27 protein-coding genes and 1 tRNA gene are annotated in these 22,012 nt (G+C 70.2%); 11 read left to right on the top strand and 17 right to left on the bottom strand.

What is annotated here, in order from left to right; genetic code table 11:
* Window positions 1–38: 38 nt before the first annotated feature.
* The 4 genes from H300_RS25915 to H300_RS0109270 form a co-directional block, all read right to left on the bottom strand.
* Window positions 39–923, bottom strand: coding sequence for an SAM-dependent methyltransferase (locus tag H300_RS25915; protein ID WP_486583684.1), 885 nt, complete (start codon window positions 921–923; stop codon window positions 39–41).
* Between the two features lie 748 nt (window positions 924–1,671).
* Complete coding sequence (locus H300_RS0109280; RefSeq protein ID WP_028427213.1) at window positions 1,672–2,688, bottom strand: sigma-70 family RNA polymerase sigma factor; 1,017 nt, start codon at window positions 2,686–2,688, stop codon at window positions 1,672–1,674.
* Between the two features lie 626 nt (window positions 2,689–3,314).
* Window positions 3,315–5,006, bottom strand: a complete 1,692-nt coding sequence (locus tag H300_RS25910; protein WP_078515841.1) for a DHA2 family efflux MFS transporter permease subunit — start codon at window positions 5,004–5,006, stop codon at window positions 3,315–3,317.
* A 206-nt stretch (window positions 5,007–5,212) separates the two neighbouring features.
* Window positions 5,213–5,827, bottom strand: coding sequence for a TetR/AcrR family transcriptional regulator (locus tag H300_RS0109270; RefSeq protein WP_028427212.1), 615 nt, complete (start codon window positions 5,825–5,827; stop codon window positions 5,213–5,215).
* Between the two features lie 397 nt (window positions 5,828–6,224).
* On the opposite strand from H300_RS0109270, the gene H300_RS30995 reads away from it, so the two are divergent.
* The gene (locus tag H300_RS30995; protein ID WP_051269824.1) at window positions 6,225–6,821 is read left to right on the top strand and encodes an NUDIX hydrolase; all 597 of its coding nucleotides are present in this window, start codon (window positions 6,225–6,227) and stop codon (window positions 6,819–6,821) included.
* Window positions 6,822–6,911: 90 nt separating this feature from the next.
* On the opposite strand, the gene H300_RS0109260 is transcribed toward H300_RS30995, so the two are convergent.
* Window positions 6,912–8,006: a glutamate--cysteine ligase gene (locus tag H300_RS0109260; RefSeq protein ID WP_028427211.1), complete on the bottom strand. Its 1,095-nt coding sequence runs from the start codon at window positions 8,004–8,006 to the stop codon at window positions 6,912–6,914.
* 502 nt (window positions 8,007–8,508) lie between these two features.
* Here H300_RS0109260 and H300_RS31445 point away from each other — a divergent pair.
* From H300_RS31445 to H300_RS0109235, 4 genes are all read left to right on the top strand, one after another.
* Entirely contained in the window at window positions 8,509–8,652 is a 144-nt protein-coding gene (locus H300_RS31445; protein ID WP_158678342.1) for a hypothetical protein, read from the top strand.
* A gap of 267 nt (window positions 8,653–8,919) precedes the next feature.
* Window positions 8,920–9,915, top strand: coding sequence for a hypothetical protein (locus tag H300_RS0109245; protein WP_028427210.1), 996 nt, complete (start codon window positions 8,920–8,922; stop codon window positions 9,913–9,915).
* A gap of 120 nt (window positions 9,916–10,035) precedes the next feature.
* Entirely contained in the window at window positions 10,036–10,491 is a 456-nt protein-coding gene (locus H300_RS0109240; protein WP_028427209.1) for a pyridoxamine 5'-phosphate oxidase family protein, read from the top strand.
* Window positions 10,492–10,773: 282 nt separating this feature from the next.
* A tRNA-Arg gene (locus tag H300_RS0109235) sits at window positions 10,774–10,846 on the top strand.
* 81 nt (window positions 10,847–10,927) lie between these two features.
* Here the strand turns inward: H300_RS0109235 and H300_RS0109230 are convergent.
* From H300_RS0109230 to H300_RS0109180, 10 genes are all read right to left on the bottom strand, one after another.
* Complete coding sequence (locus H300_RS0109230; RefSeq protein ID WP_028427208.1) at window positions 10,928–12,085, bottom strand: site-specific integrase; 1,158 nt, start codon at window positions 12,083–12,085, stop codon at window positions 10,928–10,930.
* Window positions 12,085–12,297: an excisionase family DNA-binding protein gene (locus H300_RS0109225; RefSeq protein WP_028427207.1), complete on the bottom strand. Its 213-nt coding sequence runs from the start codon at window positions 12,295–12,297 to the stop codon at window positions 12,085–12,087. The genes H300_RS0109230 and H300_RS0109225 overlap by 1 nt, the downstream gene beginning before the upstream one ends.
* On the bottom strand, window positions 12,290–13,630 hold the full coding sequence (locus H300_RS0109220) for a replication initiator (protein WP_078515838.1): 1,341 nt from the start codon (window positions 13,628–13,630) through the stop codon (window positions 12,290–12,292). Before H300_RS0109220 ends, H300_RS0109225 begins: the two co-directional genes overlap by 8 nt.
* Before the next feature lie 111 nt (window positions 13,631–13,741).
* Window positions 13,742–14,035, bottom strand: a complete 294-nt coding sequence (locus H300_RS0109210) for a hypothetical protein (protein ID WP_028427205.1) — start codon at window positions 14,033–14,035, stop codon at window positions 13,742–13,744.
* Window positions 14,036–14,049: 14 nt separating this feature from the next.
* A complete protein-coding gene (locus H300_RS0109205) occupies window positions 14,050–14,247 on the bottom strand; it encodes a hypothetical protein (RefSeq protein ID WP_028427204.1) in 198 nt (65 codons plus the stop codon).
* 15 nt (window positions 14,248–14,262) lie between these two features.
* Window positions 14,263–14,454 (bottom strand): mobile element transfer protein, encoded by a 192-nt coding sequence (locus H300_RS0109200; RefSeq protein WP_028427203.1) that lies wholly within the window; start codon window positions 14,452–14,454, stop codon window positions 14,263–14,265.
* A 22-nt stretch (window positions 14,455–14,476) separates the two neighbouring features.
* Window positions 14,477–15,118, bottom strand: a complete 642-nt coding sequence (locus H300_RS0109195; RefSeq protein ID WP_028427202.1) for a DUF2637 domain-containing protein — start codon at window positions 15,116–15,118, stop codon at window positions 14,477–14,479.
* An 81-nt stretch (window positions 15,119–15,199) separates the two neighbouring features.
* A complete protein-coding gene (locus H300_RS0109190; protein ID WP_028427201.1) occupies window positions 15,200–16,576 on the bottom strand; it encodes an FtsK/SpoIIIE domain-containing protein in 1,377 nt (458 codons plus the stop codon).
* Between the two features lies 1 nt (window position 16,577).
* On the bottom strand, window positions 16,578–16,934 hold the full coding sequence (locus H300_RS0109185; RefSeq protein WP_028427200.1) for an SCO3933 family regulatory protein: 357 nt from the start codon (window positions 16,932–16,934) through the stop codon (window positions 16,578–16,580).
* Window positions 16,935–17,140: 206 nt separating this feature from the next.
* A complete protein-coding gene (locus tag H300_RS0109180; protein ID WP_028427199.1) occupies window positions 17,141–17,929 on the bottom strand; it encodes a GntR family transcriptional regulator in 789 nt (262 codons plus the stop codon).
* A gap of 117 nt (window positions 17,930–18,046) precedes the next feature.
* Here H300_RS0109180 and H300_RS0109175 point away from each other — a divergent pair, with 117 nt between their 5' ends.
* Genes H300_RS0109175 through H300_RS31440 form a run of 5 tightly spaced genes read left to right on the top strand, consistent with a single transcriptional unit; the run spans window position 18,047 to window position 19,734 of the window.
* Entirely contained in the window at window positions 18,047–18,454 is a 408-nt protein-coding gene (locus tag H300_RS0109175; protein WP_028427198.1) for an NUDIX domain-containing protein, read from the top strand.
* 45 nt (window positions 18,455–18,499) lie between these two features.
* Entirely contained in the window at window positions 18,500–18,928 is a 429-nt protein-coding gene (locus H300_RS0109170) for an ATP-binding protein (RefSeq protein ID WP_028427197.1), read from the top strand.
* Window positions 18,922–19,260: a hypothetical protein gene (locus H300_RS25900; RefSeq protein ID WP_037979692.1), complete on the top strand. Its 339-nt coding sequence runs from the start codon at window positions 18,922–18,924 to the stop codon at window positions 19,258–19,260. The genes H300_RS0109170 and H300_RS25900 overlap by 7 nt, the downstream gene beginning before the upstream one ends.
* Window positions 19,257–19,583 carry a hypothetical protein gene (locus H300_RS25895; RefSeq protein WP_051269823.1) on the top strand — a complete coding sequence of 109 codons (327 nt, stop codon included), beginning with the start codon at window positions 19,257–19,259 and terminating at the stop codon, window positions 19,581–19,583. Before H300_RS25900 ends, H300_RS25895 begins: the two co-directional genes overlap by 4 nt.
* Window positions 19,576–19,734 carry a hypothetical protein gene (locus tag H300_RS31440; RefSeq protein ID WP_158678341.1) on the top strand — a complete coding sequence of 53 codons (159 nt, stop codon included), beginning with the start codon at window positions 19,576–19,578 and terminating at the stop codon, window positions 19,732–19,734. The genes H300_RS25895 and H300_RS31440 overlap by 8 nt, the downstream gene beginning before the upstream one ends.
* 81 nt (window positions 19,735–19,815) lie before the next feature.
* Here the strand turns inward: H300_RS31440 and H300_RS0109155 are convergent, their stop codons facing one another.
* Window positions 19,816–20,472: an MAE_28990/MAE_18760 family HEPN-like nuclease gene (locus H300_RS0109155; protein ID WP_158678340.1), complete on the bottom strand. Its 657-nt coding sequence runs from the start codon at window positions 20,470–20,472 to the stop codon at window positions 19,816–19,818.
* Window positions 20,469–21,572 (bottom strand): DUF262 domain-containing protein, encoded by a 1,104-nt coding sequence (locus H300_RS29955; RefSeq protein WP_037979691.1) that lies wholly within the window; start codon window positions 21,570–21,572, stop codon window positions 20,469–20,471. Before H300_RS29955 ends, H300_RS0109155 begins: the two co-directional genes overlap by 4 nt.
* Before the next feature lie 195 nt (window positions 21,573–21,767).
* Here H300_RS29955 and H300_RS0109150 point away from each other — a divergent pair.
* A partial coding sequence (locus tag H300_RS0109150; protein ID WP_199779158.1) for a transposase family protein occupies window positions 21,768–22,012 on the top strand: 245 nt, incomplete at its 3' end.

Below are 22,012 nucleotides of genomic sequence, written 5' to 3'. Positions count from 1 at the left end.
GTCGGGTCACGGCGACCGTACTGAGGCAGCCGGAGGGCTCAGGGCTTGCGCGCCACCGCGCCGTACTGGGCCACCACCTCGGGCTCCGCGCCGACTTCGCCCGGACGACCCTCCTGCTCCCGCGACGCGTCGGCGGTCTCGTACCGCCAGCGGACGCAGGAGACCAGGCCCGGGTCGAGCAGTTCCAGCCCGTCGAAGAAGCGGTTGACCTCCTCGGCGCTGCGCGCGGTGATCGGCGGTGTCGCGTTCTCGTTCCAGAAGGCCATCGCCGCGTGCTGCGCGTCACCACCGAGCGCGGATTCGGTGGTGGGGTGGGTGAGCACGAGGTAGCTGCCCGAGGGCACCGCCGCCATCAGCTCCGTCACGATCGCCCGTGCCTTCTCGGTGTCCAGCACGAAGTTCATGATGCCCAGCAGCATGACGGCGATCGGCCGGTCGAAGTCCAGCGTCGTCCTGGCGGTGGAGAGGATCGCCTCCGGGTCGTGCGCGTCGGCGTCCAGGTAGGCGGTGCTGCCCTCCGGTGTGCTGGTCAGCAGCGCACGGGCGTGGGTGAGGACGAGCGGATCGTTGTCCACGTAGACGATCCGGGACTCGGGGGCCAAGCGCTGAGCGACCTCGTGGGTGTTGTCGTGGGTGGGCAGGCCGGTGCCTATGTCGAGGAACTGCCGGACGCCCGCCTCACCGGCCAGGTGGCGGACGGCCCGGTTGAGGAACTCCCGGTCGGCGCGGGCCACGTCGACGATGCCGGGGAACATCTCCTTGACGTGGTCGCCGGCCCGGCGGTCCACCTCGTAGTTGTCCTTGCCGCCGAGCCAGTAGTTCCAGACCCGCGCGTTGTGGGCAACGCCGGGGTCGACCGCGGGCTGTTCTCTGTCGCTCACTCTGCTACTCCCTGCCTGCGCCTGCTTGGTGCCCGCCATCATGCCGCCTGCCGGCGGCGGCGTCGTCGGCAGGCGGCATGATGCGGGAGCGGCGGGGTGGGCCCGGCCGTTGGTGCGGCTCGGGGTCAGGCGGCGACCGCGGCGGCGGACCGCTGCCCGGCCGCCGGCGCCGCCGACCTTGCGGGTGCCCTTCAGCAGGACGACGAGCGCGGTGCTGACCGCCGTACCGACCACGATGGCGACCAGGTACAGCAGCGGGCTGCCGATGAGCGGCACCACGAAGACACCGCCGTGCGGGGCCCGCAGGGTGGAGCCGAAGGCCATGCTCAGCGCACCGGTCACCGCGCCCTCCGCCATGGCGGAGGGGATGACCCGCGGCGGGTCGGCGGCGGCGAACGGGATTGCGCCCTCGGTGATGAAGGACGCGTCCAGCACCCACGCCGCCTTGCCGTTGTCCCGCTCGTTCCTGGTGAAGAGCCTGCTGCGGACCGTCGTGGCGAGTGCCATCGCGAGAGGCGGGACCATACCAGCCGCCATCACGGCAGCCATCATGTTCAGGGCGCCTTCGCTGGGGTCGGAGACCGCGATGCCCGAGGACGGGACGGGCCGCGGCCGGGGCGCGCCGGGGCCTCGGACGCGCGTCACCGGCTGCCCACGCGCCACCCGCCGGCGGCTGCGCACGCAGCGGAACCGCCCCGGGGGCGGGGAGCGCGCGGTGCGCTCCCCGCCCCCGGGGCGGTTCCGTGGTGCGGCGGCCTGCCGGCCGGTGCTGCCACCGGTCGGCCGCGGATCAGGCAGCGGCGTCGAAGCCGGTGTCGTGCGCCATGCGCTTGAGTTCCAGCAGCGCGTGCTTCTCTATCTGACGGATTCGCTCACGGGTGAGGCCGTGCTGCTTGCCGACCTCGGTCAAGGTGCGCTCGCGGCCGTCCGTGATGCCGTAGCGCGCCTTGATGATCGAGGCGGTGCGGTGGTCGAGCCTGCTGATCAGGCTCTCGAGCTCCTCGCTGCGCAGCAGCGACAGCACCGACTGCTCCGGGGAAACGGCGGAGGTGTCCTCCAGGAGGTCGCCGAACTGGGTCTCGCCCTCGTCGTCCACCGACATGTTGAGGCTGACCGGATCGCGGGCCCAGTCGAGCACGTCGGTGACCCGTTCCGGGGTGGAGTTCAGTTCGGCTGCCAGCTCGGCGGGCTCCGCGTCCCGGCCGTGCTCGCGGTTGAACTCGCGCTGCACCCGGCGGATGCGCCCCAGCTCCTCGACGAGGTGGACGGGGAGGCGGATGGTGCGGGACTGGTCGGCGATCGAACGGGTGATGGCCTGCCGGATCCACCAGGTGGCGTAGGTGGAGAACTTGAAGCCCTTCGCGTAGTCGAACTTCTCGACCGCGCGCACCAGACCGGCGTTGCCTTCCTGGATGAGGTCCAGCAGCGGCAGCCCACTGCGGGGATAGCGACGGGCGACGGCCACCACCAGTCGCAGATTGGACCGGATGAAGACGTCCTTGGCTCGCTCACCCTCGTCGACTATCGCCTCCAGCTCCTCGCGGCTCGCCCTCGCGCTGGGCGAGTCGGGCGCGGGGCTGGGCTCTCCGTCGAGTATCCGGCGCGCGTAGACGCCGGATTCGACAGCCAGTGAGAGTTCCACTTCCTTGGCGGCGTCGAGCAGCGGTGTCCTGGCGATCTCGTCGAGGTACATGCCGACCAGATCGCGGTCGGCGACATCGCCGCCTGCGCGCGCACTGCTTGCCCTGTCGGCCCCTGCCCCTCCTGCGGAGGCGGGCTGGCGACGGGCGACGGCACGGGTTGCCATGCGTGCTCCCTTGCAAGTGATCAGTTGCTGGTCGGTTCGGACCCTGAAACTCTGTGGCGCCCGGGTTCCCTCTTCCACCGGATTCAACGACTGGAATCCGGACAGAATTCCCAACTCGTTCAACGAATCCCGTGATCATGCAGTACCCTGTCGGGCCGCGCATGACGGAACCCGGCCGGCCGCGTGTCTCCGCCCCGGTCGGTACGGCGGTGCGACCGGCCCCGTGGGCCCGGGCCCGGCGGGTCGTACCCGTCGGGCCCGGATCGCGCCGGGTGTCCGCGGGTCGGATCGCCACCCGTCAGGAGTCGCACCCGACGCCCCCGGAGCGCCCTTCGGAGGCCGGGGCCGAACCGGCCCCGGGAAGAGCGACGTCGTTGGCGGCCCTCCCTCCCGGAGGACGTCCCACGCCGTCCCGTGGTTGCTCGGGACGGCGACGGCCGTCGAAGACCGCGTACCCGCTCGGCCGCCCTTCACCACCCTCACGCCGCGGATGCTGCGCGCCGCCCAGCACAGAGGCGGCCCCGCCGGCTCGTGTCCGTGCCGGCGGGGCCGCCTCCCGGTCGTACGGGGCCCGCTCCCGGGTCCGGAAGCGGGGCGGGCGCGGGACCAGCGCGCCCTTCCCTGCGTCAGTGCGCCATCACCGGTACCGGTTCCGGCGCCGGGGTGTCGTCCGAGCCCTCGCCGGCCGCGACGGTGTCGGTCTGGACGCGGGCGCTGACCAGCACGGCGGCCATGGTCGCGGCCGTCAGCAGGATGCCGACCCCCCACCAGATGGCCGTCGTGTAGCCGTGCACCATCGACTCCAGCACCGCCGTCCGCTGCACGGACTCCGATGCCGAGGCGGGCACCGCGTTGGCCGTCAGCCAGGACGCGGTGGCGCTCGCGGCGATGGTGTTGAGCAGCGCCGTACCGACGGCGCCGCCCACCTGCTGGGAGGTGTTGACCATCGCCGAGGCGACACCCGCGTCCTGCGGCCGCACACCGTGCGTGGCCAGGGACATGGCCGGCATGAACGCCGTGCCCATGCCGAGTCCGAGCAGGAGCTGACCGGGCAGGATCACGGACGTGTACGCGCTGTCGACCTCCATCCGGGTGAGGACCAGCATGCCCAGCGCGGCCACCGCGAAGCCGGGGCCCATCAGCAGTCGCGGCCGCACGCGCGTCATCAGCCGGGCGCCGATCTGGGTGGAACCCGTGATCATGCCCACGATCATCGGCAGGAAGGCGAAACCGGTCTTGACCGGCGAGTAGCCCTGCACGATCTGGAGGTAGTAGGTGAGGAAGAGGAAGAGGCCGAACATCGCGATGATCGCCAGGCCGAGCGAGAGGTAGATCCCGCCCCGGTTGCGGTCGAGCAGCACCCGCAGGGGCAGCAGAGGCGAGGCGGCACGCGACTCGACGAGGACGAAGGCGGCGAGCAGCAGCGCGGAGGCGACGAACATCCCCACGGTCCCGCCGTCCGACCAGCCGTACTCCTCGGCGCGGGTGAAGCCGTAGACCAGCGAGACCAGCCCGAGGGTGGAGAGCAGCACGCCGGGGACGTCCAGCCCGGAACGGTTGCGCGAGCCGGCGGGCTCGCGGATGGCCAGCAGGGCGCCGCCCGCGGCGAACAGTGCGAACGGGATGTTGACGTAGAAGGTCCAGCGCCAGTCGAGGAACTCGGTGAGCACGCCGCCCAGGATCAGGCCGATCGCACCGCCACCACCGGCGATGGCACCGTAGATCCCGAAGGCCTTGGCCCGCTCCTTACCGTCGGTGAACATCACCGAGAGCAACGAGAGCGCCGCCGGGGCGAGCAGCGCGCCGAAGACGCCCTGGAGACCGCGGGCACCGAGCAGCATGCCCTGGTTGACGGCCGCGCCACCGAGCGCGGACGCGGCGGCGAACCCGATCAGGCCGGTGAGGAAGGTGCGGCGCCGGCCCCAGAGGTCGGCGATCCGCCCGCCGAACAGCAGCAGCCCGCCGAAGGCCAGTGCGTAGGCGGTGATCACCCACTGGCGGTTGCCGTCGGATATGCCCAGGTCGGCCTGGGCGGAGGGCAGCGCGATGTTCACGATGGTGGCGTCCAGGACGACCATCAGTTGCGCGGTGGCGATGAAGACCAGCGCCGTCCAGCGCTTGGGGTCGGCGAGCGCCGGCGCGGAATCGGCGGGCGCCGGTGCGGAATCGGCGGGCGCCGGTGCGGAATCGGCGGGCGCCGGTGCGGCGGTGGCCGGTGCGGTCGCCGCGGAGGCCGGGGCGCCGGCAGACGCCGAGGCCGTGGCTGCCCGTTCGGCAGCGGGATCGGCCCCGTCGGGGCGGGAGGGTGTTTCGGGCATGTGGAGCCACCTCTTGGCAAATGATCGGCTGACGAAGAGCGGATGCGAACGGGCGGGGGGGCACCGAGGCGTTCACCGGTGGGACGGGCGCCCCCGGTCCGCGGCAGGATGGGCGGTACACAGCGGCGTCGATGCGTCCGGGGCAGGGTGCCGAGCGGCCGGCCGGGACGGTGGCCGGGGCGCGGGACCCGGCCGGTCGGCGGAGATCAGGCGCTCGGTCGCAGTGCCTCCAGGGTCGCCGGGACGCCGGGCAGTTCGGACCTGGCCGGGGCACGCATCCCGTCCAGGAAGAGCTGCACACGGCGTGCGGTGAAGCGTTCCAGTTGGCGGCAGCCCGTCCCGGGCAGCGGACGGGTCAGCTGGCCCAGGGCGACCATCAGGTCCCCCACGGCGACGTCCGGGCGCACCTGGCCGGCCCGCTGCGCCCGGCCGAGAAGCCCACCGGTGAGCGACTCCAACCGGGTCCTGGCCTCGTTCAGTTCGGGCACCTGGGAGGCGAACCGGGGGAAGAGCATCGGGCACAGGGCGCCGATCCGCTCCGTCATAGCAGCGAGCACGAACCGCCGTAGCGACTCGTACGGGTCGGACGTCTCGTCCAGCGCGTCCAGAGCCTGCTCCGCGACCCGGTCGGTCACCGAGAGCACAACACCCCGCACCAGTGCCTCACGATCGGTGAAGTGCCGGTAGAGCGTGGCGTTGCCGACCCCGGCGCGCCGGGCGATCTCGTCCAGCGGCGCGTCGCCGCCCTGCTCGACGAACGCCTCCCGCGCGGCGTCGACGATCCGCTCCCGGTTGCGCGTGGCGTCCGCACGCATGGCCATGACGGCCTCTCCCTCGACTCGCGGTCAACCGGAGAGGACTTCCCCGGTTGCTGCATACGAGCGACAACCGGGGAACACATGCCCGCTATTTCACTCCTTCGGGTGGCGTGCGTCACGCTGCTCCGAAGGCCCGGCGCTCCGGCGCCCACCCCGCCCCGCCGGGGCCCCGACCCGCCCCCTCGGGGTCCGCTTCCGGGCGGATGACCGGGACGTCCGCCGGGTACGGATCACCCGCCCGCAGCCCCCGTCCGGCACGACCGCCCGGAGGCCTGCCCGGGACCGCGCAGCGCGCGCACCGGGACGGGCAGCACGCGAACACACCCGGACCGCGAGGAACGGATGCCGGCAGCACCGGAACACCCGCACACGGCACGACCAGGAAGCAGGAATCACCCTGATGGAAGCACCCGCCCGCCGTCCGCACGCCCCGTCGGGCACCCCGTTGATGTCCAACGCCGCCTACGCGCGGTCCCGGCACGCCGTCTGGCTCAGCGCCGCCACCCTCTTCCACGACACACGGGGCCACGTGCTGATCGTCGATCCCACCTACCACACCGACCGCTGGCTGCTGCCCGGCGGCGGCGCGGAACCCGGGGAGACACCGCGGCAGGCCGCCGAGCGCGAGACTCGGGAGGAGATCGGGCTGCACCGCCCGGTCACCCAAGTGCTCGCCGTCGACTGGTGCACTCCCGACACCGAGGACGTGCCGGCCGACATGCCCTTCCCCGGCTGCCAGTTCACCGTCTTCGACGGCGGCCTGCTCGCGGACGCGGACATCGCCCGCATCCGGCTCGACATGACGGAGCTGAGCGACCACGCGTTCGTCCCCGTCGAGGAGGCCGCAGCGCGCATGATCCCCCCGTACAGCAGGTGTTTGCGTGCCGCCCACCGCGCCAAGCTCGACGGCCGGGGCCCGGCCATACTGGAGAACGGCCGCCCCCTCGTACCCGAGCGCCCGGCCCCTCCGGGCCCCGCCGCCCCCACCACTCCCTGAGCCGCCGTCCGCGGACACGCTCGCGCTCGCGCCGCCCCGGCGGGCGGCGGCCCGGAGCCGGGGCAGCCGGACGACCGCCTCCTGCCGGGGCTACGGCGCGGTGCCCTCCGCCGTGAGCAGCTCCGCCAGGACGCGGGGGCCGCCCTCGGCCAGCGCCCTGCGCTGGCTGTCCGCCGGAGTGCCCAGGCGCAGCAGCCGGTGCACGAGCGACTGCACCCCCCGGGCGTCGCCGGAGGCCTCCAGCGCGGGACCGATGTGGTCCATCAGCAGCCGTACGGCCTCCCCCGCCCGCAGGCTCTCGCCGCCGGGCGTCACCAACGATCCGGCCAGCCCGTACCGCGCGGCGTCCCAGTTCGCGGCCTGCAGCATCTCCGGAAGGCACACCGGCACGGGCCGGCCCGCCCGTGCCTCGTCGGCAGCCGTCAGCACCAGGGCCCGGACGATGCCGGCCAGCATCACCGCGTCGTCCGCCCGGAGCTGGACGTCCATGCACCGCACCTCGACGGTGGGATACCGCTCCGAGAGCCTGGCCTGCCAGTACACCTGCCCCGTGTCCCCAAGCACGCCGCGGGCCACCAGGTCGTCCACCCGCTTCCGGTAGTCGGCCAGGTCCACGAAGACAGGCGGCGGCCCGCTCACCGGCCAGCGAGTGAAGATCACCGTGCGCCAGCTCGCGAACCCGGTGTCGTGCCCCTCCCACAACGGCGAGTTGGCCGACACCGCCACCAGCAGCGGCAGCCAGACCCGGATCCGGTTGAGCACGGCCACCCCCGTCTCCGGATCCGGCACCTCCACGTGGACGTGCATACCGTTGACGAGCTGCTCGGCGACCAGCTGCGGTGCGTGCGAGCGGATGGCCAGGTACCGGGACGTCCTGGTCACCGGAACCGGCTCCATCCCCTTCATCGGCGCCGTTCCGCACACCCCCAGCCGGCACCCGTGCTCCTCGGCCGCGGCGCCCACCGCGTGCCGCAACCGCAGCAGGTGGCCGCCCACCTCCTCCAGCTCCCCGCACACCGGGGTGGCCACCTCCACCTGGGCCTGCAGCAGCTCGGACTGCACCTCGCGCCGCTCCGCGGCCGAGTCCAGCCCCGCCGCCTCGCGCACCTCCTCCGCCAGCGGCACCGGGACGCACGATTCCGGGTCGAGCAGCAGGTACTCCTCCTCGACGCCCACCGTGCTCATGCGCACCCCACTCCGACCATGCGCGACAAGTACCCCGGCGAGGACGGGCGAACCCGGCTCCCGGGGTCCGCGGCGGCCGGTACGAGCGGCGCGCGCCCCAGCCACTCGTCGGGGCTCCCCGCCCGCAGGCGGTCCCCGGGCCGCGTCGCGCCCGGCGGCCGGCCCGGCAGGACGCCGGACACGGCCCGGCCGGGGCCGCGACCGTGGTGGGCTCCGGCGGAGCGTCTCCCCCACGGCCGCGCGGCACCCGCGCTCAGGTGCCGTCCCGCCGGCCCAGCAGGAGGGCCACTCCGAGCGCCGTCCGGTAGTAGAGGACGGAGCGCTCCCCCGGGTGCGCGAGCGCCCCCGCTCCAGGCTCAGCGGGCTCGCGGTCGTCTCGGCCGGTGGGGGCACGACGAACCGGCTGCCCGCGAGTGTGTCCGCATCGACCCGCCACCAGCCCGATGTTTCGCCTCGCGCGAAACATCGGCGTCCCCGCCACCCGGCTGTCCAGACTCCGTCCATGCGCACCTACCGTGAGCTCTTCCGCCAGCCCTTCCGTGAGCTCTTCCGCCAGCCCTTCCGTGAGCTCTTCCGCCAGCCCTTCCGCGAGCCCTTCCGCGAGCCCTTCCGCGAGCCCTTCCGCGAGCCGGAGTTGAACCGCTGATGCCGGTCGGCACCCTTCAGGGGCGGCCGGAGACCTCGTGCCAGGCCGGCCCGCCCTCCAGCGGTGGCGGGCGGCACACGTCCGCCACCGCAGCCGACGGGCGGAGACGCCCGGACCAGCAGTCCTCGGCCCGTTGTTCCCGTAGAGGAGAGAGAGCACATGCCGTCCGTACCGTACTGGCAGTGGAAGGTCGCACAGGACGCCGCCGATCTCGACACCGCGCCCGTCGAGCTCCCTCCGGCGGAGGCCTAGCAGTGGTGCGGCTTCGTGCTCTGGCACACCGGGGAACTGCCCGACGGGTGCGGGCTCGTCCGCGGCACCCTGCGCAAGGAGACGCCTCCCGGGCGGACCGGTGACACCGCCGGCCGCGCCCCGTGGAGTGAGGCCAACCCCGCTGCCTACCGGACCGAGATCGCCGGTCCCGGGCGACGGCTGCGCGTCAAGCAGTTCCTGTACGACTGGGCGTTCCCGGCAGCCGACCACCCCTGCCTGTGGGGCAACGAGGTCGCACACGCCGGGATCGGCAGCGACCGGGTCGTCTGGCTGGGCACCGACTACCTCGGCAACCGGGCCGCCAGCGCGAGGATGGCGGGCACCACGGTGGAGCTCTCGGTACTGGAAGGCGCGTTCGAGGACCGTGAACTCGTGGCGCTCTACGCATCCCTGGAGCCGGCCGACGCGTCGGTGGTCGAGCCCGTCGTCCGTACTCCCTTCTCGTACCGCAGCTACTGGGCGCGCCATCCAGTCGACATGGTGAGGGTTCCGACGGGCTTCTTCGCTTTCCACCGGGGCGGAGACGCACACGGGGGCGACTGGCTGCCCGCGGACGCGCTCGCCGCCACGCTCGCGCAGCAGGGCATCCCCCCGGCCATCGGCCCGTTCGACGCAGACAGCGCGGCTGTCATGCGGGACGCCGCGCAGCGAGCAGAGTGGGAGGTCTGCTACCGGTCCGACCTCGCGGGCGGCAGCGAACTACGGCTGATCATTCAGCGGCTCGGCGAAGGGCGACTCGCCTTCCCACCGCAGCGCGAGAAGCACCCGTGCCACGTCGAGACGCTGGAAGCGGACGGGTATCCCGTCCACCTGGGGTACGCGGACTCCTCCGTCGGCCCGTTCGAGGCGCGGTGGCAGAACGAGGCGGCCGGGGTCGAGGCGGGGCTCCTCAGCAGCGCGGGCGTCGGCCTGGGCAGGGCCTTCTTCCTCTCCTGCCTGCACACGGCGGTCAGCCGCGTGCAGCTGACCGCGGACCGCACTCATCTGTGACCGGCCCGACGGGTAGACACCCGATGTTCACGCAGAGCACTCTCACCTCGACGAACTCCTCACGACCGGCTATGCACAGGCCACGGAACCGGCCACCGCGCACACGAACGGGAAGCAGCAATGGCACAGGAAGCCCCGCGCGCGCTCGCGCAACGACTGAGCGACACCCGCCGACTCCTCGCTTCGGAGGTGGACACCTGGGTCGCCACAGCGGACGCGAACGGCGTCCCCCACCTCGTTCCGCTCTCCTTCCTGTGGGACGGTTCGGTGTTCACCGTCTCCACCCCCCACGATGCGCCGACGGCCCGAAACCTCCGGGCGAACGGCCGCGTCCGGCTCTCCTTCGGACACACACGTGACGTCGTGCTGGTACGCGGCAGCGCCACCGGCAGACCGGCCGAGGACGTGGACCAGGCAACCGCCGACGCCCTCGCCGAGAAGACCGCCTTCGACCCCCGTCGTCTGCAGACCCGGTACGACTACTTCACGATCCGTCCGGAGCTCGTCCAGGCGTGGCGCGAGGTCCCGGAACTTGCCGGCCGCACCCTCATGCGCGGAGGCGAGTGGCTGGGATGAGCCGCCGGCGCCACTCCCCCTCGGGCGACCGGCCCTCGGGCGACCCGCCCAGCTCGTGACGGGCGGGGCAGGGCGGTGCAGGGCGGAGACGGCAGCGAAACCTTCCGAGCCACCCGTCGCCGCCCCGCCCCCTGCATCCGGCTGCCGCCCCAGTGCCACCCGCTACACTGTCCGCGGTGGCGCAGCCTTCCCCGGCCGCGCCGCTGCAGCGCTGTCGGGAGCCGTCCCTCGCGCATCCGACCGCGCTCGGCCGGGTCGCACACGGGTCTCCGGTGGAGCCCCGCCTCCGTAGCTCAGGGGATAGAGCACCGCTCTCCTAAAGCGGGTGTCGCAGGTTCGAATCCTGCCGGGGGCACAGACCGAAGGGCCAGCTCAGGAGGGGTTTCCTCCCGGGCTGGCCCTTCGTCGTGTCGGGGGTCGTGCCACACCCGTGCCACTACGTCCGCTCGGCGTCCCCTCCGGTAGAGCCGGAGACCCCTCCCCCACCGCCCCGGATCATGGCCCCGAGCCGGTCGGCGATGGCCCGGTCCCGGTCGCTGGTCATGTGCTGATAGATCAGCGCGGCCCGGGAGCTGCTGTGCCCCATCCGCGTCATCAGCTCCCGCGTGCTGGCCCCGGCCGTCGAGGCCAGCGTGTTGCCCGTGTGCCGCAGGTCGTGAAAGTGCAGCTCGGTCGTGACGCCTGCCGCTTTCCGGGCTTTGACCCAGTCGTCCCGGAAGTTGCTCCGCCGCAACTGCCCACCCTGCGGCCCGACAAAAATGTGCCCCTCACGGCCAGGAGCAGCGAAGTGCTCCAGGTGCTGCGTGACCGCGTCGAGCAGTTCGGCAGGGAAGGAGACTGAGCGCACCCCGGCCGCAGACTTCGGTGCCTTGTCGAAGAGCCGGCCGTCTTGCAGCTCGGCCTGAGCGCGGCGGACGGTGACCGCCAGTCCTTCCAGGTCCACGTCCCGGCGTCGAAGGGCCGCCAGCTCACCGAACCGCAGGGTGGTGAAGGCCGCCAGCAGCACGAGCAGCCGGTAGCGCGACGCGATCGAGTCGGCGAGGGCGAAGACCTCCGCCACCGTGAGGACGGGCCGCTCGGGCACCTCGTAGCGGTCAGCGCCCTTGACCCGGCAGGGATTGCGCCGGATCAGTTCGTCGTCCACGGCAGTGTTCATCAGGGCACGAAGCAGTTGGTACGCCTTGACCACCGTCGGCTCTCCGACGCCTGCCGCGAGGAGCTTGCCGCGCCAGCTACGCACCCGGGCCGTCGTCACGTCGGCCACACTCCCGGCTCCGAAGGTGGGCAGAATGTGCAGCCGCATCACCGACTCGTTCCGCTCACGCGTGCGGTCGGCGAGCTTCCGGTCCCGCAGCCACTCGGTGGCGTACTCCTTGAAGCCCACCGCACCGGCGTCCGGGTTCGACCACTGCCCCCGCGCTACGTCTGACTCGATGTGCGTCAGCGCTACTTGAGCATCAGTCTTGGTCGCGCACGTGTTCTCCGCTGGACGCAGTTGCCCCGTGTCCGGGTCCCGGTATCGGACCTGCCAACGGCCGGACGGAAGCTGACGGACCGAACCAAAGCTTCGTCGCCTCCCCCTCTTGTTGGCCATCAGGCGGCCCTCCGCAGGGAGCCACCTCGGTGGCCGATCGGCTCCACCGTGTTGGCGCCGATGAAGGTTTTGAGCGCACTCTCCGGGATGCGGACGTGCCGACCGACCTTGACGAACACGATCCTTCGCTCAGCGATCAGTCGACGCGGGAAGCGTTCCGAGGTGCCGAGGATCTTGGCCACCTGCGACACGGTCAGGTAGCGGTCAGCCATGAGTGGGGTCTCCTTCCGTGCGGTCGGTGTGCAGGACGTCGGTGAGCCAGCGTTCGCCCTTGGTGAGGCCGGTTCCGGCGTAGGCCCAGTGGGCGAGCACGAGCGTGGCGGGCGCGGGGGCGTGGGCATCGTCGCCGCGGGCAATGGCGGCTTGGAGGCGGCGCCATTCGGCGCGTGCCTGGCGGAGGGTGCCGAGGGTGGTGGAGTAGCGGCGGGTCTTGGTGGAGAAGTGGCCGCGGAAGCCGAGCATGTGGGCCCAGGCGCGTAGGCGGAGGTGTTCGAGGTCGCGCCGGGCGCCCAGTTCCCAGCAGGTGCGGATCATGCGGCGTGCGTGGTCGGTGAGGTCGGTGTGGGCGATCTCGGCGAGTAACCGGATGCGGTGGTCCAGGGCCCCGGTGGCGGTTTCGGCTCCCTTGGTGGCGTACTTGGCGATGTAGCCGGCAACGGCGCGGTCGGTGAGTTCGGCGCCGCCGGTGAAGTCGGCGGAGCGGATGACGCGGATGTCGAGCTGGGTGCCGAAGGTGAAGGCGTGTTCGCGGCCGTTGAGGGTCGGGCCGGAGACGCGGGCGGTGTGTGCGGCGGCGCGGATGGCGTCGGTGAGCAGTTCGGCGGTGGCCCAGGGCGGGGGTGGTGTGGTGCCGCCGTCGGGTCCGTCGAGGCGGATGACGGCGTGGAAGTGGACGGCGCCGCGTCGCTGGTATTCGGCGACTTTGGCGAAGGAGACGCGGGCGTGGTGGCGGAGGGTGCGTTGGCTGAGTCCGGCGCGCTTGGCGATCTCTCGGCGCAGGTAGATGGTGAAGCGCCGCCACAGTGCTCCGGCGTGTGCGTTCCAGAGGACTGCGGTTTCGTAGTCGTAGGTGTCGGGGTTGAGGGGTGTGCCGAGGGCGGGGTCGTCGTCGTGGTGGGCGGTGCCGCAGCGGCAGGCCGGGCGGCCGGTGGGCCGGTTGTGGACGGGGCCGAAGCCGGGTGCGGTGAAGGTGGCGAAGACGCGGGGGTGTGCGGCGACGTGTTCGGGGGTGCCCTTGCCGCCGCGCAGTCCGGCGGTGATCAGGTGGTAGGTGTCGCGGCGGTAGGTCTCGGCGCAGGTGGCACAGCGGGTGGTGCGGCGGTTGTTGCAGCGCACGAGGAGTTGCCCGGCGGGCAGGGCGGTGGATTCGAGGTGGTGCAGGACGGGGCCGATCTCGCCGGTGGTGGTGTCGAGGGCGTGTTCCGTGCGGTGTCCGGCGAGGCGGATGGGGCGGGAGCAGCCGCCGAGGCTGGAGAGCTGCCGCAGGAGGCCAGGCAGTTGTCCGTGGGCGGCGAGTCGGCGTAGTTCGGTGCGTGGAGGTGCCAGGTCGCGGGTGATGATGGTGCTTCTCCTTGTCCGGCTTGGTTGTCGGGTGAGGGGTTGGGCCTGCCGGGGCGGTGGATGCTTGGCGGTATCGAGGCCGCCCCGGTGGGCCGCTCAGCGGTGCTGCCGCTGGGAGGTGAGCAGGGAGCGCAGGACGACGGCGGCGACGGCCACGGAGATCGCCGTGACGGCGACGGCGGCGAGCAGCGCGGTGAGTACGACGCCGCCCAGGAGGACGACGGCGACCGCCTGCGTGCTGGGGGCGGGGAGCGAGCGCTGGACGGGCGCTGCCGGGTGCTGGCAGGAGCACGGCAGCGCGGCCGGGTGAGTAGCGGGACTTGAACCCGTAACTCCGGTGGGCAGGTGATTGGTCATGGTGTTGGGCGGGAGCTGGGGGCGGAGCAGCATGGCGGGGTGTCCTTTCAGTCCGGGTCGGTGCCGTTGACGATCTCGACGCCGGTGCGGGTGCCGGAGTCGATGGCGGGGGCCAGGAAGGTCTGGTTGAGGTAGAAGCCGAAGAGGGCGATGACGGCGACGACCCACAGGCGGACGCCGAGGAACTTGATCGCGGCCCAGGCAATGACGCCCAGGACGAGGACGAGCGGCAGGGAGACGGTCACGGTCGGGATCTCCTGTCAGCGAACGGGGCAGCGGTGGGTGCGGGCGGCGAGTTCGGCGGCGGCGCGCGAGTCGTAGTCGGCGGAGAAGCCGCAGCGCGGTGCGGTGCAGGCGGCGGTGTGCTTCTCGCGGCCCCGCTGGTCGTAGGCGGTACCGACCTGGACGGGTCCGATGCGGGTCACGCGGCGGAAGCGTCGGTTCGCGAACATGCGGTGTCCTTCCTTGCCGGGGTCAGGTGAGGTGGGTGGCGATCTGCCGGGCGAGTTCCGGCGGCACGCCGAGTCGGGCGCGCAGGGTGTCGGTGTCGATGGGCTGGCCGGTCCGGTCCCGGTGTGCGGTGGCGACCTTCCGGGCGTGCTCGACCAGGGCGGCGGGAACGGGCGCACTCGCGTTCGCGGGGGCCGCTTCTAGGGCGGGAGGCGTGGCCGCCTCGGGTGTAGTCGGTGGCGGTGCGGCAGCCGTGTGGTTGGGCGTCTGCGGTGCTTGGTCGGTAGCCGGTGGTTCGTCGAGGGGCGGGGTGTGGGCGAGCAGAGTTCCGCCGAGAAAGGCGATGGCGGGCCAGCCGGCGACGAGGATGCGGAGCCAGGCGGGTACGTCGTCGAGGTCGAGGAGTCCGGCGGTGGCGATGTTGGCGCCGAGCGAGGCGATCAGCGCGGTGAGGAACCAGCACCAGCCCGAGGCGGTGGCGTGGCCGGAGCGCAGGCGCCGCCAGGCAGCGACGAGCAGCAGGTCAACGGAGACGGGGTAGGCCCAGGCTTTCCAGCCGTGTTGTCCGGCGGCTTCGGCCAGGTCGTGCAGGTGGGCGAAGGACAGGGCACCGGCGATCACCGCTTGGATCAGCACGGCGTCGATCCGGGCGAGGTGGCGGCGCATCGCGGGACCTCCTTTCGGTTTGTGGCATGGCGGGGGTAGGGACTTGGCGCGTGGAGCGCCGGGGTCTGTTGGGGGTGTGGGTCAGCCGGTGGCGGGGTGCGGCTTGGTCAGGGGCACGGCCGGTCGTGCCGGGTGCGCGGGTACGTCGGGCCGGAAGGGGGCCAGCGCGGGGACGTGGGGCACCAGGTCGGCGGTGTCCTGGCAGACGGCGGCGGCGTCAGCGAGGGAGAGGTACGGGGTGCGGATGCGGGTCCAGCCGCCGGAGGTGTCACCGGCGACGGCGAGGCCGGGGCGTTCGGGGGCGATGGAGCAGGCGGCGTCGACGGCTTCCGGGGCGATGTCGCCGAGCGCCATCTTGGCCGAGGCTTCGTCGTTGACCCGGTGGCAGACCCGGCCGGAGAGCTGGGCGCGCAGCATCGTGGCGCCTTTGCCGAGTTCCGCGCCGAAGCGCTGGCCGCAGACCTCCAGGTAGATGCCGGCGGCCCGGCCGAGCTGGGCGAGGCGGATCAGTTGGGTGACCATCTCGTCCCGTCGTTCCTCGTCCTTCCTGGTGGCGGTGAGGAACAGTTCCGCCACCTCGTCGACAAACAGCACGATCGGCACCGGGCGTTGGCTCTCCGGGAGCCCCCATATGTCGGACGTGATGTCTTCGTCCGGAGTGCTGGGCGCGATGTCCTGCCGCTGCTTGATCAGGTCGTAGCGGTTCTCCATCTCGGTGACGAGCACGGGCAGGAGTTCGGCTGCTTCGTCGGGGTCGGTGGCCAGGGCGGACAGGCGTGGTGCGAAGGGGGCGAGTTCGACCCCGCGCTTGCAGTCGATACCGGCCAGGGCGACCGGTTGCCGGGCGAGGCCGGTTATGAGGTTGCGCAGGTACATGGACTTGCCCGACAGGGTTGCGCCGAGGGTGAGTTGGTGCGGGATCGTCAGGTAGTCGCGGACGAAGGGCAGCGCGTCTTCCCGGAGCGCGACCGGCACGCGCAGGGAGTCGGGTGCGGTCGGCTTGGGCATCCGGACCCGGGCCAGTACGTCGTAGCCGACCAGGCGCAGTTCCACCACGCCCGGTTTGACCGGCGTGACGTGCACGGCGTGGACGCCCCAGGCGTGGCGCAGCCGCTCCGCGGAGGCGGCGACGTCGGCCGGTTCCTGCCCCGGGGCGAGCCGGAGCCGTAACCGCATGCCGGTGGCGGTCGGCCGGATCAGCCCCCGGCGGGGTGGAACGGGGCGTATCTCGCGGCGGGTGGTGGCGTAGGTGGCCAGGACTCGGAGGCGGGAGGGGGTGACGGTGAGGCCGCAGGAGTCCATGACCGAGCCGTAGGAGGTCAGCAGCCGCAGGAGCGACAGCGGCAGGCCGAGGGTGTTCCAGTACAGGGCCGGGTGTCGGGTGCGGGCCCAGGCGGCCCCGCCGCCAAGTGCGACGAGGGGGCCACCCAGTTCCAGCAGCGTCAGCAAATCGGACACGTCAGGCCCCCGCGTCGGCCATGGCGGGGATGGCTCCGGCGGTGACAGCGGCAGCCCGGTAGGCGATGCCGTGACGCTGCTGCCCGTTGAACACCGACTCCCACGGCCGGGCGACCAGGCCCGGCAGCGAGACCGGCGCCCCGAGCGCCAGGCCGACGGTGACGCCGCTTTCCGGAACGGTGACGTGAATCAGCGAGGACTCTCCTTCGTCGATGAAAACGACGCCGACCTTCATCAGCGCCTCACCGCTCACGGTGTCCTTGGCGATCTCACCGGTCTGCCGGTCGCGCACCTTCGGCTCGGGGGCTTCGGTCAGCAGGATCGTTGCGGTGGAGGTCTCAACTCGGATGGAACGCACGGAATGTGTCTCCTCAGGGATCAGCCCACCCCTCTGCATCTAGTCGTCTAGACAAGTTGCAGCGGAGAAGCGAGGTCGAGTGGAACGCGAACCACTGTGCCACACATCTTGCCCACTCGTCTATACGAGTATGCCTGTCGGTGTGTACGAGTTGAGCGAACCAGCCGCCCCCGACGTACCGTCAACATCCCGTCCACCGGCGTCTGTCAGGTGGCGGGGAGGTGGTAGTTCAGGACGTAGGCGTCTGCGGCCATCACCGTGTCGCAGACCTCGACCGCGCGGCCCTTGGTGTCGAAGGCAGTGCGGATGAGGTGGATGACGGGCACGCCGGAAGCCAGACGAAGCGTCTTGATCTCCAGCGGTGAGGGCATGCGGGCGCGGATCTCCTCGTCGAAGTGGTCGAGCTTGTGGCCGAGTTCTTCGAGTCGGGCGTAGATGCCGCCGGGGCCCGGGTTGGGTTGGGCGATCGGGGTGTCACGGGCCAGGTCGAGCGGAAGGTAGGAGGTGGCGAACTCGACCGGGCGTCCGTCGAGCAGGTAGCGGCGGCGTCGGGCGAGTACGCGCCGCGGGGCGCCGAGCCGGGCGGAGATATCCGGGGTCGGTCGCTCTTCCTTGACCTCCAGGTTGTCGACCTCGGGGCGGCTGCCGGCGGCTTCGGCCTCCACGGTGAAGGCCGACTTGCCCTGCTCGCGGTGGCGCCGGGCGAACCGGTCCGATGCCAGCCGCCGGACCGGTGGGCGGGGCCGGACGAAGACGCCCTTGCCGTGTTCGGAGGAGACCAGGCCCTCACTCTGGAGCATCGACAGCGCATTGCGCACGGTCATGCGGGAGACGCCGAAGTGCTCGACCAACTCCGATTCCGAGGGCAGTTTCGCCCCTTCGGCGAAGCGCCCCTTGTCGATGGCCTCCCGCAGTTGGTCGGCGATCTGCCGGAACACGGCCCGGTCACTGGTCGGGTCCAGTGAGCCGAGCGTGCCCGAAGGAAGAGCGGCCATGGGTACTCCTTTAGATATCTAGACGAGAGGCTATGTGTGGTTGCTACGGTGGAGAGCCTAGCCAGCCGAACGGATCAAGGAAGCCCAGACGTGACCACAGCCGAGCGCCCGCACTCCGTGAGCGTCGCCGGGGTGATCGTGGACGACCACGGTCGCGCCCTGCTGATCAAGCGACGCGACAACGGGCACTGGGAGCCGCCCGGTGGCGTGGTCGAGCCCGGCGAGACCCTTCCCGACGCCCTCCAGCGCGAAGTCCTGGAGGAGACCGGGATCAAGATCGCCCTTCCGGCGACCCTGACCGGCGTCTACAAGAACATGACGGGCCTGATCGTCTCCCTCGTCTTCCGCTGCCAGGCCATCGACGGCCAGCCCACCACCGGCGACGAGACCAAGGCCCTGCGCTGGGTCACCCGCGACCAAGTCGGCGAGCTGGCAAACGAGGCGTACGCGATCCGCGTACTCGACGCCCTGGACGCCGCTTCGCCGCCGGCCGTCCGCGCGCACGACGGCGTGAAACTCGTCTAGCACCAACCCACTGTCCACTGCGGCCACCAGCACGGGAGAACTTGTATGGATGAGTATACGAGCAGGGTGCGGGTCTGGGAACTCCTCTGCCCAGGAATCCCCGAAGAGGTGGCCCGCGCCCGCCGCTGGACCCGCGACATCCTCACCGACTGCCCCTGCGCCGACGACGCCGCGCTGATCGTCACCGAGCTGGGCGCCAACGCCGTCACCCACACCACCAGCCCCGACTTCCGCGTCACCATCCACCGCACCGACCACGGCGTCACCCTCACCGTCACCGACCGAGGCACCAGCCCCAGCGGCCCCCACCTCACCCAGCCGGCACCCGACGACACCCACGGCCGCGGACTGGCCATCGTCGCCCTACTCACCACCGAACTGGCCGTCACCCACCACGCTCACGGCCACACCGTCACCGCCCACCTCGCCGAGCGCCAGCCGCAGCAGGTGAACGACAAGGCCGCCGCATGCTGACCGCCCCACCGCTGCGGCTTGCGCCGAGTTGCTGGGCCGAAGCCTTGGCGTACCTCCCCGCGGAACATCGCACCATCCCCCTGGGAGCACGGCAGGCCACCACACCCCGCCTTGCTCTGCACTGGTTACGCCACCGTGCTGCACACATCGCAGACCAGCTCGACCCGTGGGAGGCCGGGCCCGTTCGGCACTGGCTCCACGACCACGCAGAGCACGAGCACGCGTTGGCCGTCCTCACCCGGGGCGGCAGCTACACGTTCACCGCGTTCGACGACACCACCCGCTACCTCCTCACCGCCGGCCCCGCACACCCCCAAGGACACCGACCATGAACCAGCCCACCGAACCGGCCGACGAGAACGAGATCCTGTACCGCTACGAGATCACCACCGCCATGAACAGCGTCATCCGCGCCTGCCAGGACGTCGTCCACCGCCACAGCAGCCTCAACAACTGGGCACCCGCAGGCACCAGCGACCCCATGGCACCCACACACCGCGACCTCATCGACAAGGCCCGCAAGGACGTGCTCAACCGTCTGCACCTCGTCGTCCAGGCAGCAGAGACCGTTGCCTACGAGATCGAACGCCACCGCCAACGCGTCGCCCACAACCGCAACAGGGCACACAACAGCGACAGCGACCAGGGTGAGTAACAACTTTCTCTACGCCTTCAAGGCGCCGCGCAAGCGCGGCGCGCGGCGCTCGTCCGGCCCGCGCGCCGCCGCTCCTGTCTTCGCCCCGCTCCGACGCACGCTCCGGACGGCGCCGCACAACGACTGCACGCCGCCCCTTGGCCTGACGTGAGGGCGAGGAGATAGCAGTGGAGCCCCCGACCTTTGACCCGCACTACGATCCCTAATTTGCGGGACCGAAACGGTAAAAGGGCTACTGCATGAATGCGTCGTCTACCACAGCGGTCTTCAACTGATCCGCATAGGCATCGATAAGCTTAAGAGCACCCTTGACCCGATCCTCGACATCCAAGGCGTCAAAACTTACGAGTTCCCCGTGAGCCACTTGATTTCGAGCGTAAACGAGCCGTTGATCAATAAAGGCGCTGCGCATTTCGTACAGTGGAAGTACGTCCAGGCCGACCCCTTGAACGATCTCCATGAACACCTTGGATGAGAGATTACTCTCCGTGTCCACGCATTTATCGGGAGATACGAAGAAGATTTCTCCTCGCCGTCGATCGATCTCCTCCAAGAGTTCACCAAGATAGCGGGACTTGTCGCTTTGGGTAGCACGCTTGAAGGCGGAAGAGACATAGGCAGCCTGGAATGGGAACTTCAAGTCGGAGACCTTTATTTTGGCGCCATTGATGTACTTGACGTACGCGCCACTGCCCTGCTTAACAAATCCCTCCCAGTGGGCATAGGTGAGCACGATAGCGGACCGAGCAAAGCAGCTAAGCCGAGTAGGGTCGGGATTCTCCTCTCTGACCATGAGGAGCAGGTTCGACAGCTCCACTTTCCTGTGAGCCAACTGTCGATCGATTGCTTCGACGAATTTTGACGAATCCAAGGCGACCGCCCCACTCACACAGAGAAGAGTTGACGCCCATAAGGAATTGTCTTCTTCATTCGCTGATCAGCCCTCATACCCGTGGCGAAACCTGGAGAGAACTTAGCGTCACTCCACAAACTTTGGCGAGCATCACGTACCTGGTCAACCGTGAAATCACCTTGCGGCAAGTAGTAGCCGAGCCCGAGAGCCAGAACCTCGAAAGCCGTAGAGGAGAAGGCGCCTTCGGTACGGCCACGGTCAGGGTTCCACTTACGCATCGCATCCGACCCCAGTGCAGCGTTTAGCAAGGTGAAACAAGACTCAAATGCCTCTTGTTCACCGCGGAGTTCAGAATAAGACTTCTCAGTGAAAGGAAGAATCTCTCCCGAGAGGAAGTCGCCAATATTTCCAATAGATGAGATTCGACGCTCAGGGAGCTTTCGCAGCGTGACGAACCTGAGAGCCAATTCAAGATGGTACTGCTCGTCAATCAGCCTGTCGGGAAGATTCAACACTCGCTGGAAAGCGTCAGAGGATGCGATGTCCTGAAGCCAATCGAAATGGGTTCTACTCAGGCTCACCAGCAAACAGTTGCGTAGCTCCTGCGGCGTCGCAACGCTACCCAACGAGTTCAAACGTTGAAACAAGTCGTACTTCGCGCGTTTATCACTCTCCCGCTTGATGATTTTAATGTCAATGCGTGAGCGCTTGAAATCAAGCTGTTGCGGGCGGGTCAACGCCCCTTTAGCCCCTTCCGTCGGCTCATACGTCACCCCCTCCAGGCTGGACAAAAAGGGAGCAGATCCGCATACGAGCGCTGGCACGAGATTGTCTTCTTCGTCTCGAAGGATTCCCATGAATTGGAAGATGGTGGAGAGCCGCTGCACGCCATCAACCACATCCCAGATCCCATTCTCACTCTGGGCCACAAATACACTAGGAAGTGGAATCCCCAAAAGGATGCTTTCGATTAGCTGAGTGCGCTGGAGATCGGACCATCGAAAAATCCTCTGAAACTCCGGATGGATATCAATCTCGCCATCCTTGTAGAGGTTGGCGATTTCGCTGATCGACATCGGGTAAGAATCGGTGGTAATCCTCTGCCGATAGACTGCGAGCTCAGATTCCAGTGTCATTCTTCGATGTTAGCATTGCGCTGACCTCGCAGACACGAATGACCAAAGTTCCCCTTGGCATGCAACGCCAGGGCGGTTGCAAGTTCCGGGATCGCGTAGATCGTCCGTGCCCGGCGGGAGTTGACGTGGCAACAGCACAGGCACGAGACCGGTGATCATCAGGATGTCTACGCCAGCTGATCACATCGAGGTCCCGTGCCTGCCGCTCCATCCTCCCCGATCCCTGCCGTCCTGGCGAAACTGGGCCCCCTCCACCAGCACGACACCGGCCGCCTGCGCGCCCACCTCCGGCGCGTTCCCGACCCGCGTTCGCGTCGCGGGCGGTGGTATCCCCTGGTCGGTTTGCTGCTGATCTGCGCTTGCGCAGTCGTCTCCGGCGCCCGGACCATCACCGAGATCACCGAGTGGGGACAGCGCGCCACCACCACGGTGCTGGAACA

It is taken from the genome of Streptomyces sp. TAA040 (assembly GCF_000424845.1).
The sequence above is the reverse complement of the archived record's forward strand: the minus strand, read 5'-3'. Positions and strand labels throughout refer to the sequence as shown.

What these genes read in the sequence shown, in the direction of transcription:
- H300_RS25915 (WP_486583684.1), bottom strand. Translation starts at nt 923, where the DNA reads ATGATGGCGGGCACCAAGCAGGCGCAGGCAGGGAGTAGCAGAGTGAGC.
- H300_RS0109180 (WP_028427199.1), bottom strand. Translation starts at nt 17,929, where the DNA reads ATGGCCGCTCTTCCTTCGGGCACGCTCGGCTCACTGGACCCGACCAGT.
- H300_RS0109230 (WP_028427208.1), bottom strand. Translation starts at nt 12,085, where the DNA reads ATGGCCAACAAGAGGGGGAGGCGACGAAGCTTTGGTTCGGTCCGTCAG.
- H300_RS0109270 (WP_028427212.1), bottom strand. Translation starts at nt 5,827, where the DNA reads ATGGCCATGCGTGCGGACGCCACGCGCAACCGGGAGCGGATCGTCGAC.
- H300_RS25910 (WP_078515841.1), bottom strand. Translation starts at nt 5,006, where the DNA reads ATGCCCGAAACACCCTCCCGCCCCGACGGGGCCGATCCCGCTGCCGAA.
- H300_RS0109280 (WP_028427213.1), bottom strand. Translation starts at nt 2,688, where the DNA reads ATGGCAACCCGTGCCGTCGCCCGTCGCCAGCCCGCCTCCGCAGGAGGG.
- H300_RS0109200 (WP_028427203.1), bottom strand. Translation starts at nt 14,454, where the DNA reads ATGTTCGCGAACCGACGCTTCCGCCGCGTGACCCGCATCGGACCCGTC.
- H300_RS31445 (WP_158678342.1), top strand. Translation starts at nt 8,509, where the DNA reads ATGCGCACCTACCGTGAGCTCTTCCGCCAGCCCTTCCGTGAGCTCTTC.
- H300_RS0109240 (WP_028427209.1), top strand. Translation starts at nt 10,036, where the DNA reads ATGGCACAGGAAGCCCCGCGCGCGCTCGCGCAACGACTGAGCGACACC.
- H300_RS0109260 (WP_028427211.1), bottom strand. Translation starts at nt 8,006, where the DNA reads ATGAGCACGGTGGGCGTCGAGGAGGAGTACCTGCTGCTCGACCCGGAA.
- H300_RS30995 (WP_051269824.1), top strand. Translation starts at nt 6,225, where the DNA reads ATGGAAGCACCCGCCCGCCGTCCGCACGCCCCGTCGGGCACCCCGTTG.
- H300_RS29955 (WP_037979691.1), bottom strand. Translation starts at nt 21,572, where the DNA reads ATGACACTGGAATCTGAGCTCGCAGTCTATCGGCAGAGGATTACCACC.
- H300_RS25895 (WP_051269823.1), top strand. Translation starts at nt 19,257, where the DNA reads ATGAACCAGCCCACCGAACCGGCCGACGAGAACGAGATCCTGTACCGC.
- H300_RS25900 (WP_037979692.1), top strand. Translation starts at nt 18,922, where the DNA reads ATGCTGACCGCCCCACCGCTGCGGCTTGCGCCGAGTTGCTGGGCCGAA.
- H300_RS0109210 (WP_028427205.1), bottom strand. Translation starts at nt 14,035, where the DNA reads ATGCTGCTCCGCCCCCAGCTCCCGCCCAACACCATGACCAATCACCTG.
- H300_RS0109170 (WP_028427197.1), top strand. Translation starts at nt 18,500, where the DNA reads ATGGATGAGTATACGAGCAGGGTGCGGGTCTGGGAACTCCTCTGCCCA.
- H300_RS0109225 (WP_028427207.1), bottom strand. Translation starts at nt 12,297, where the DNA reads ATGGCTGACCGCTACCTGACCGTGTCGCAGGTGGCCAAGATCCTCGGC.
- H300_RS0109195 (WP_028427202.1), bottom strand. Translation starts at nt 15,118, where the DNA reads ATGCGCCGCCACCTCGCCCGGATCGACGCCGTGCTGATCCAAGCGGTG.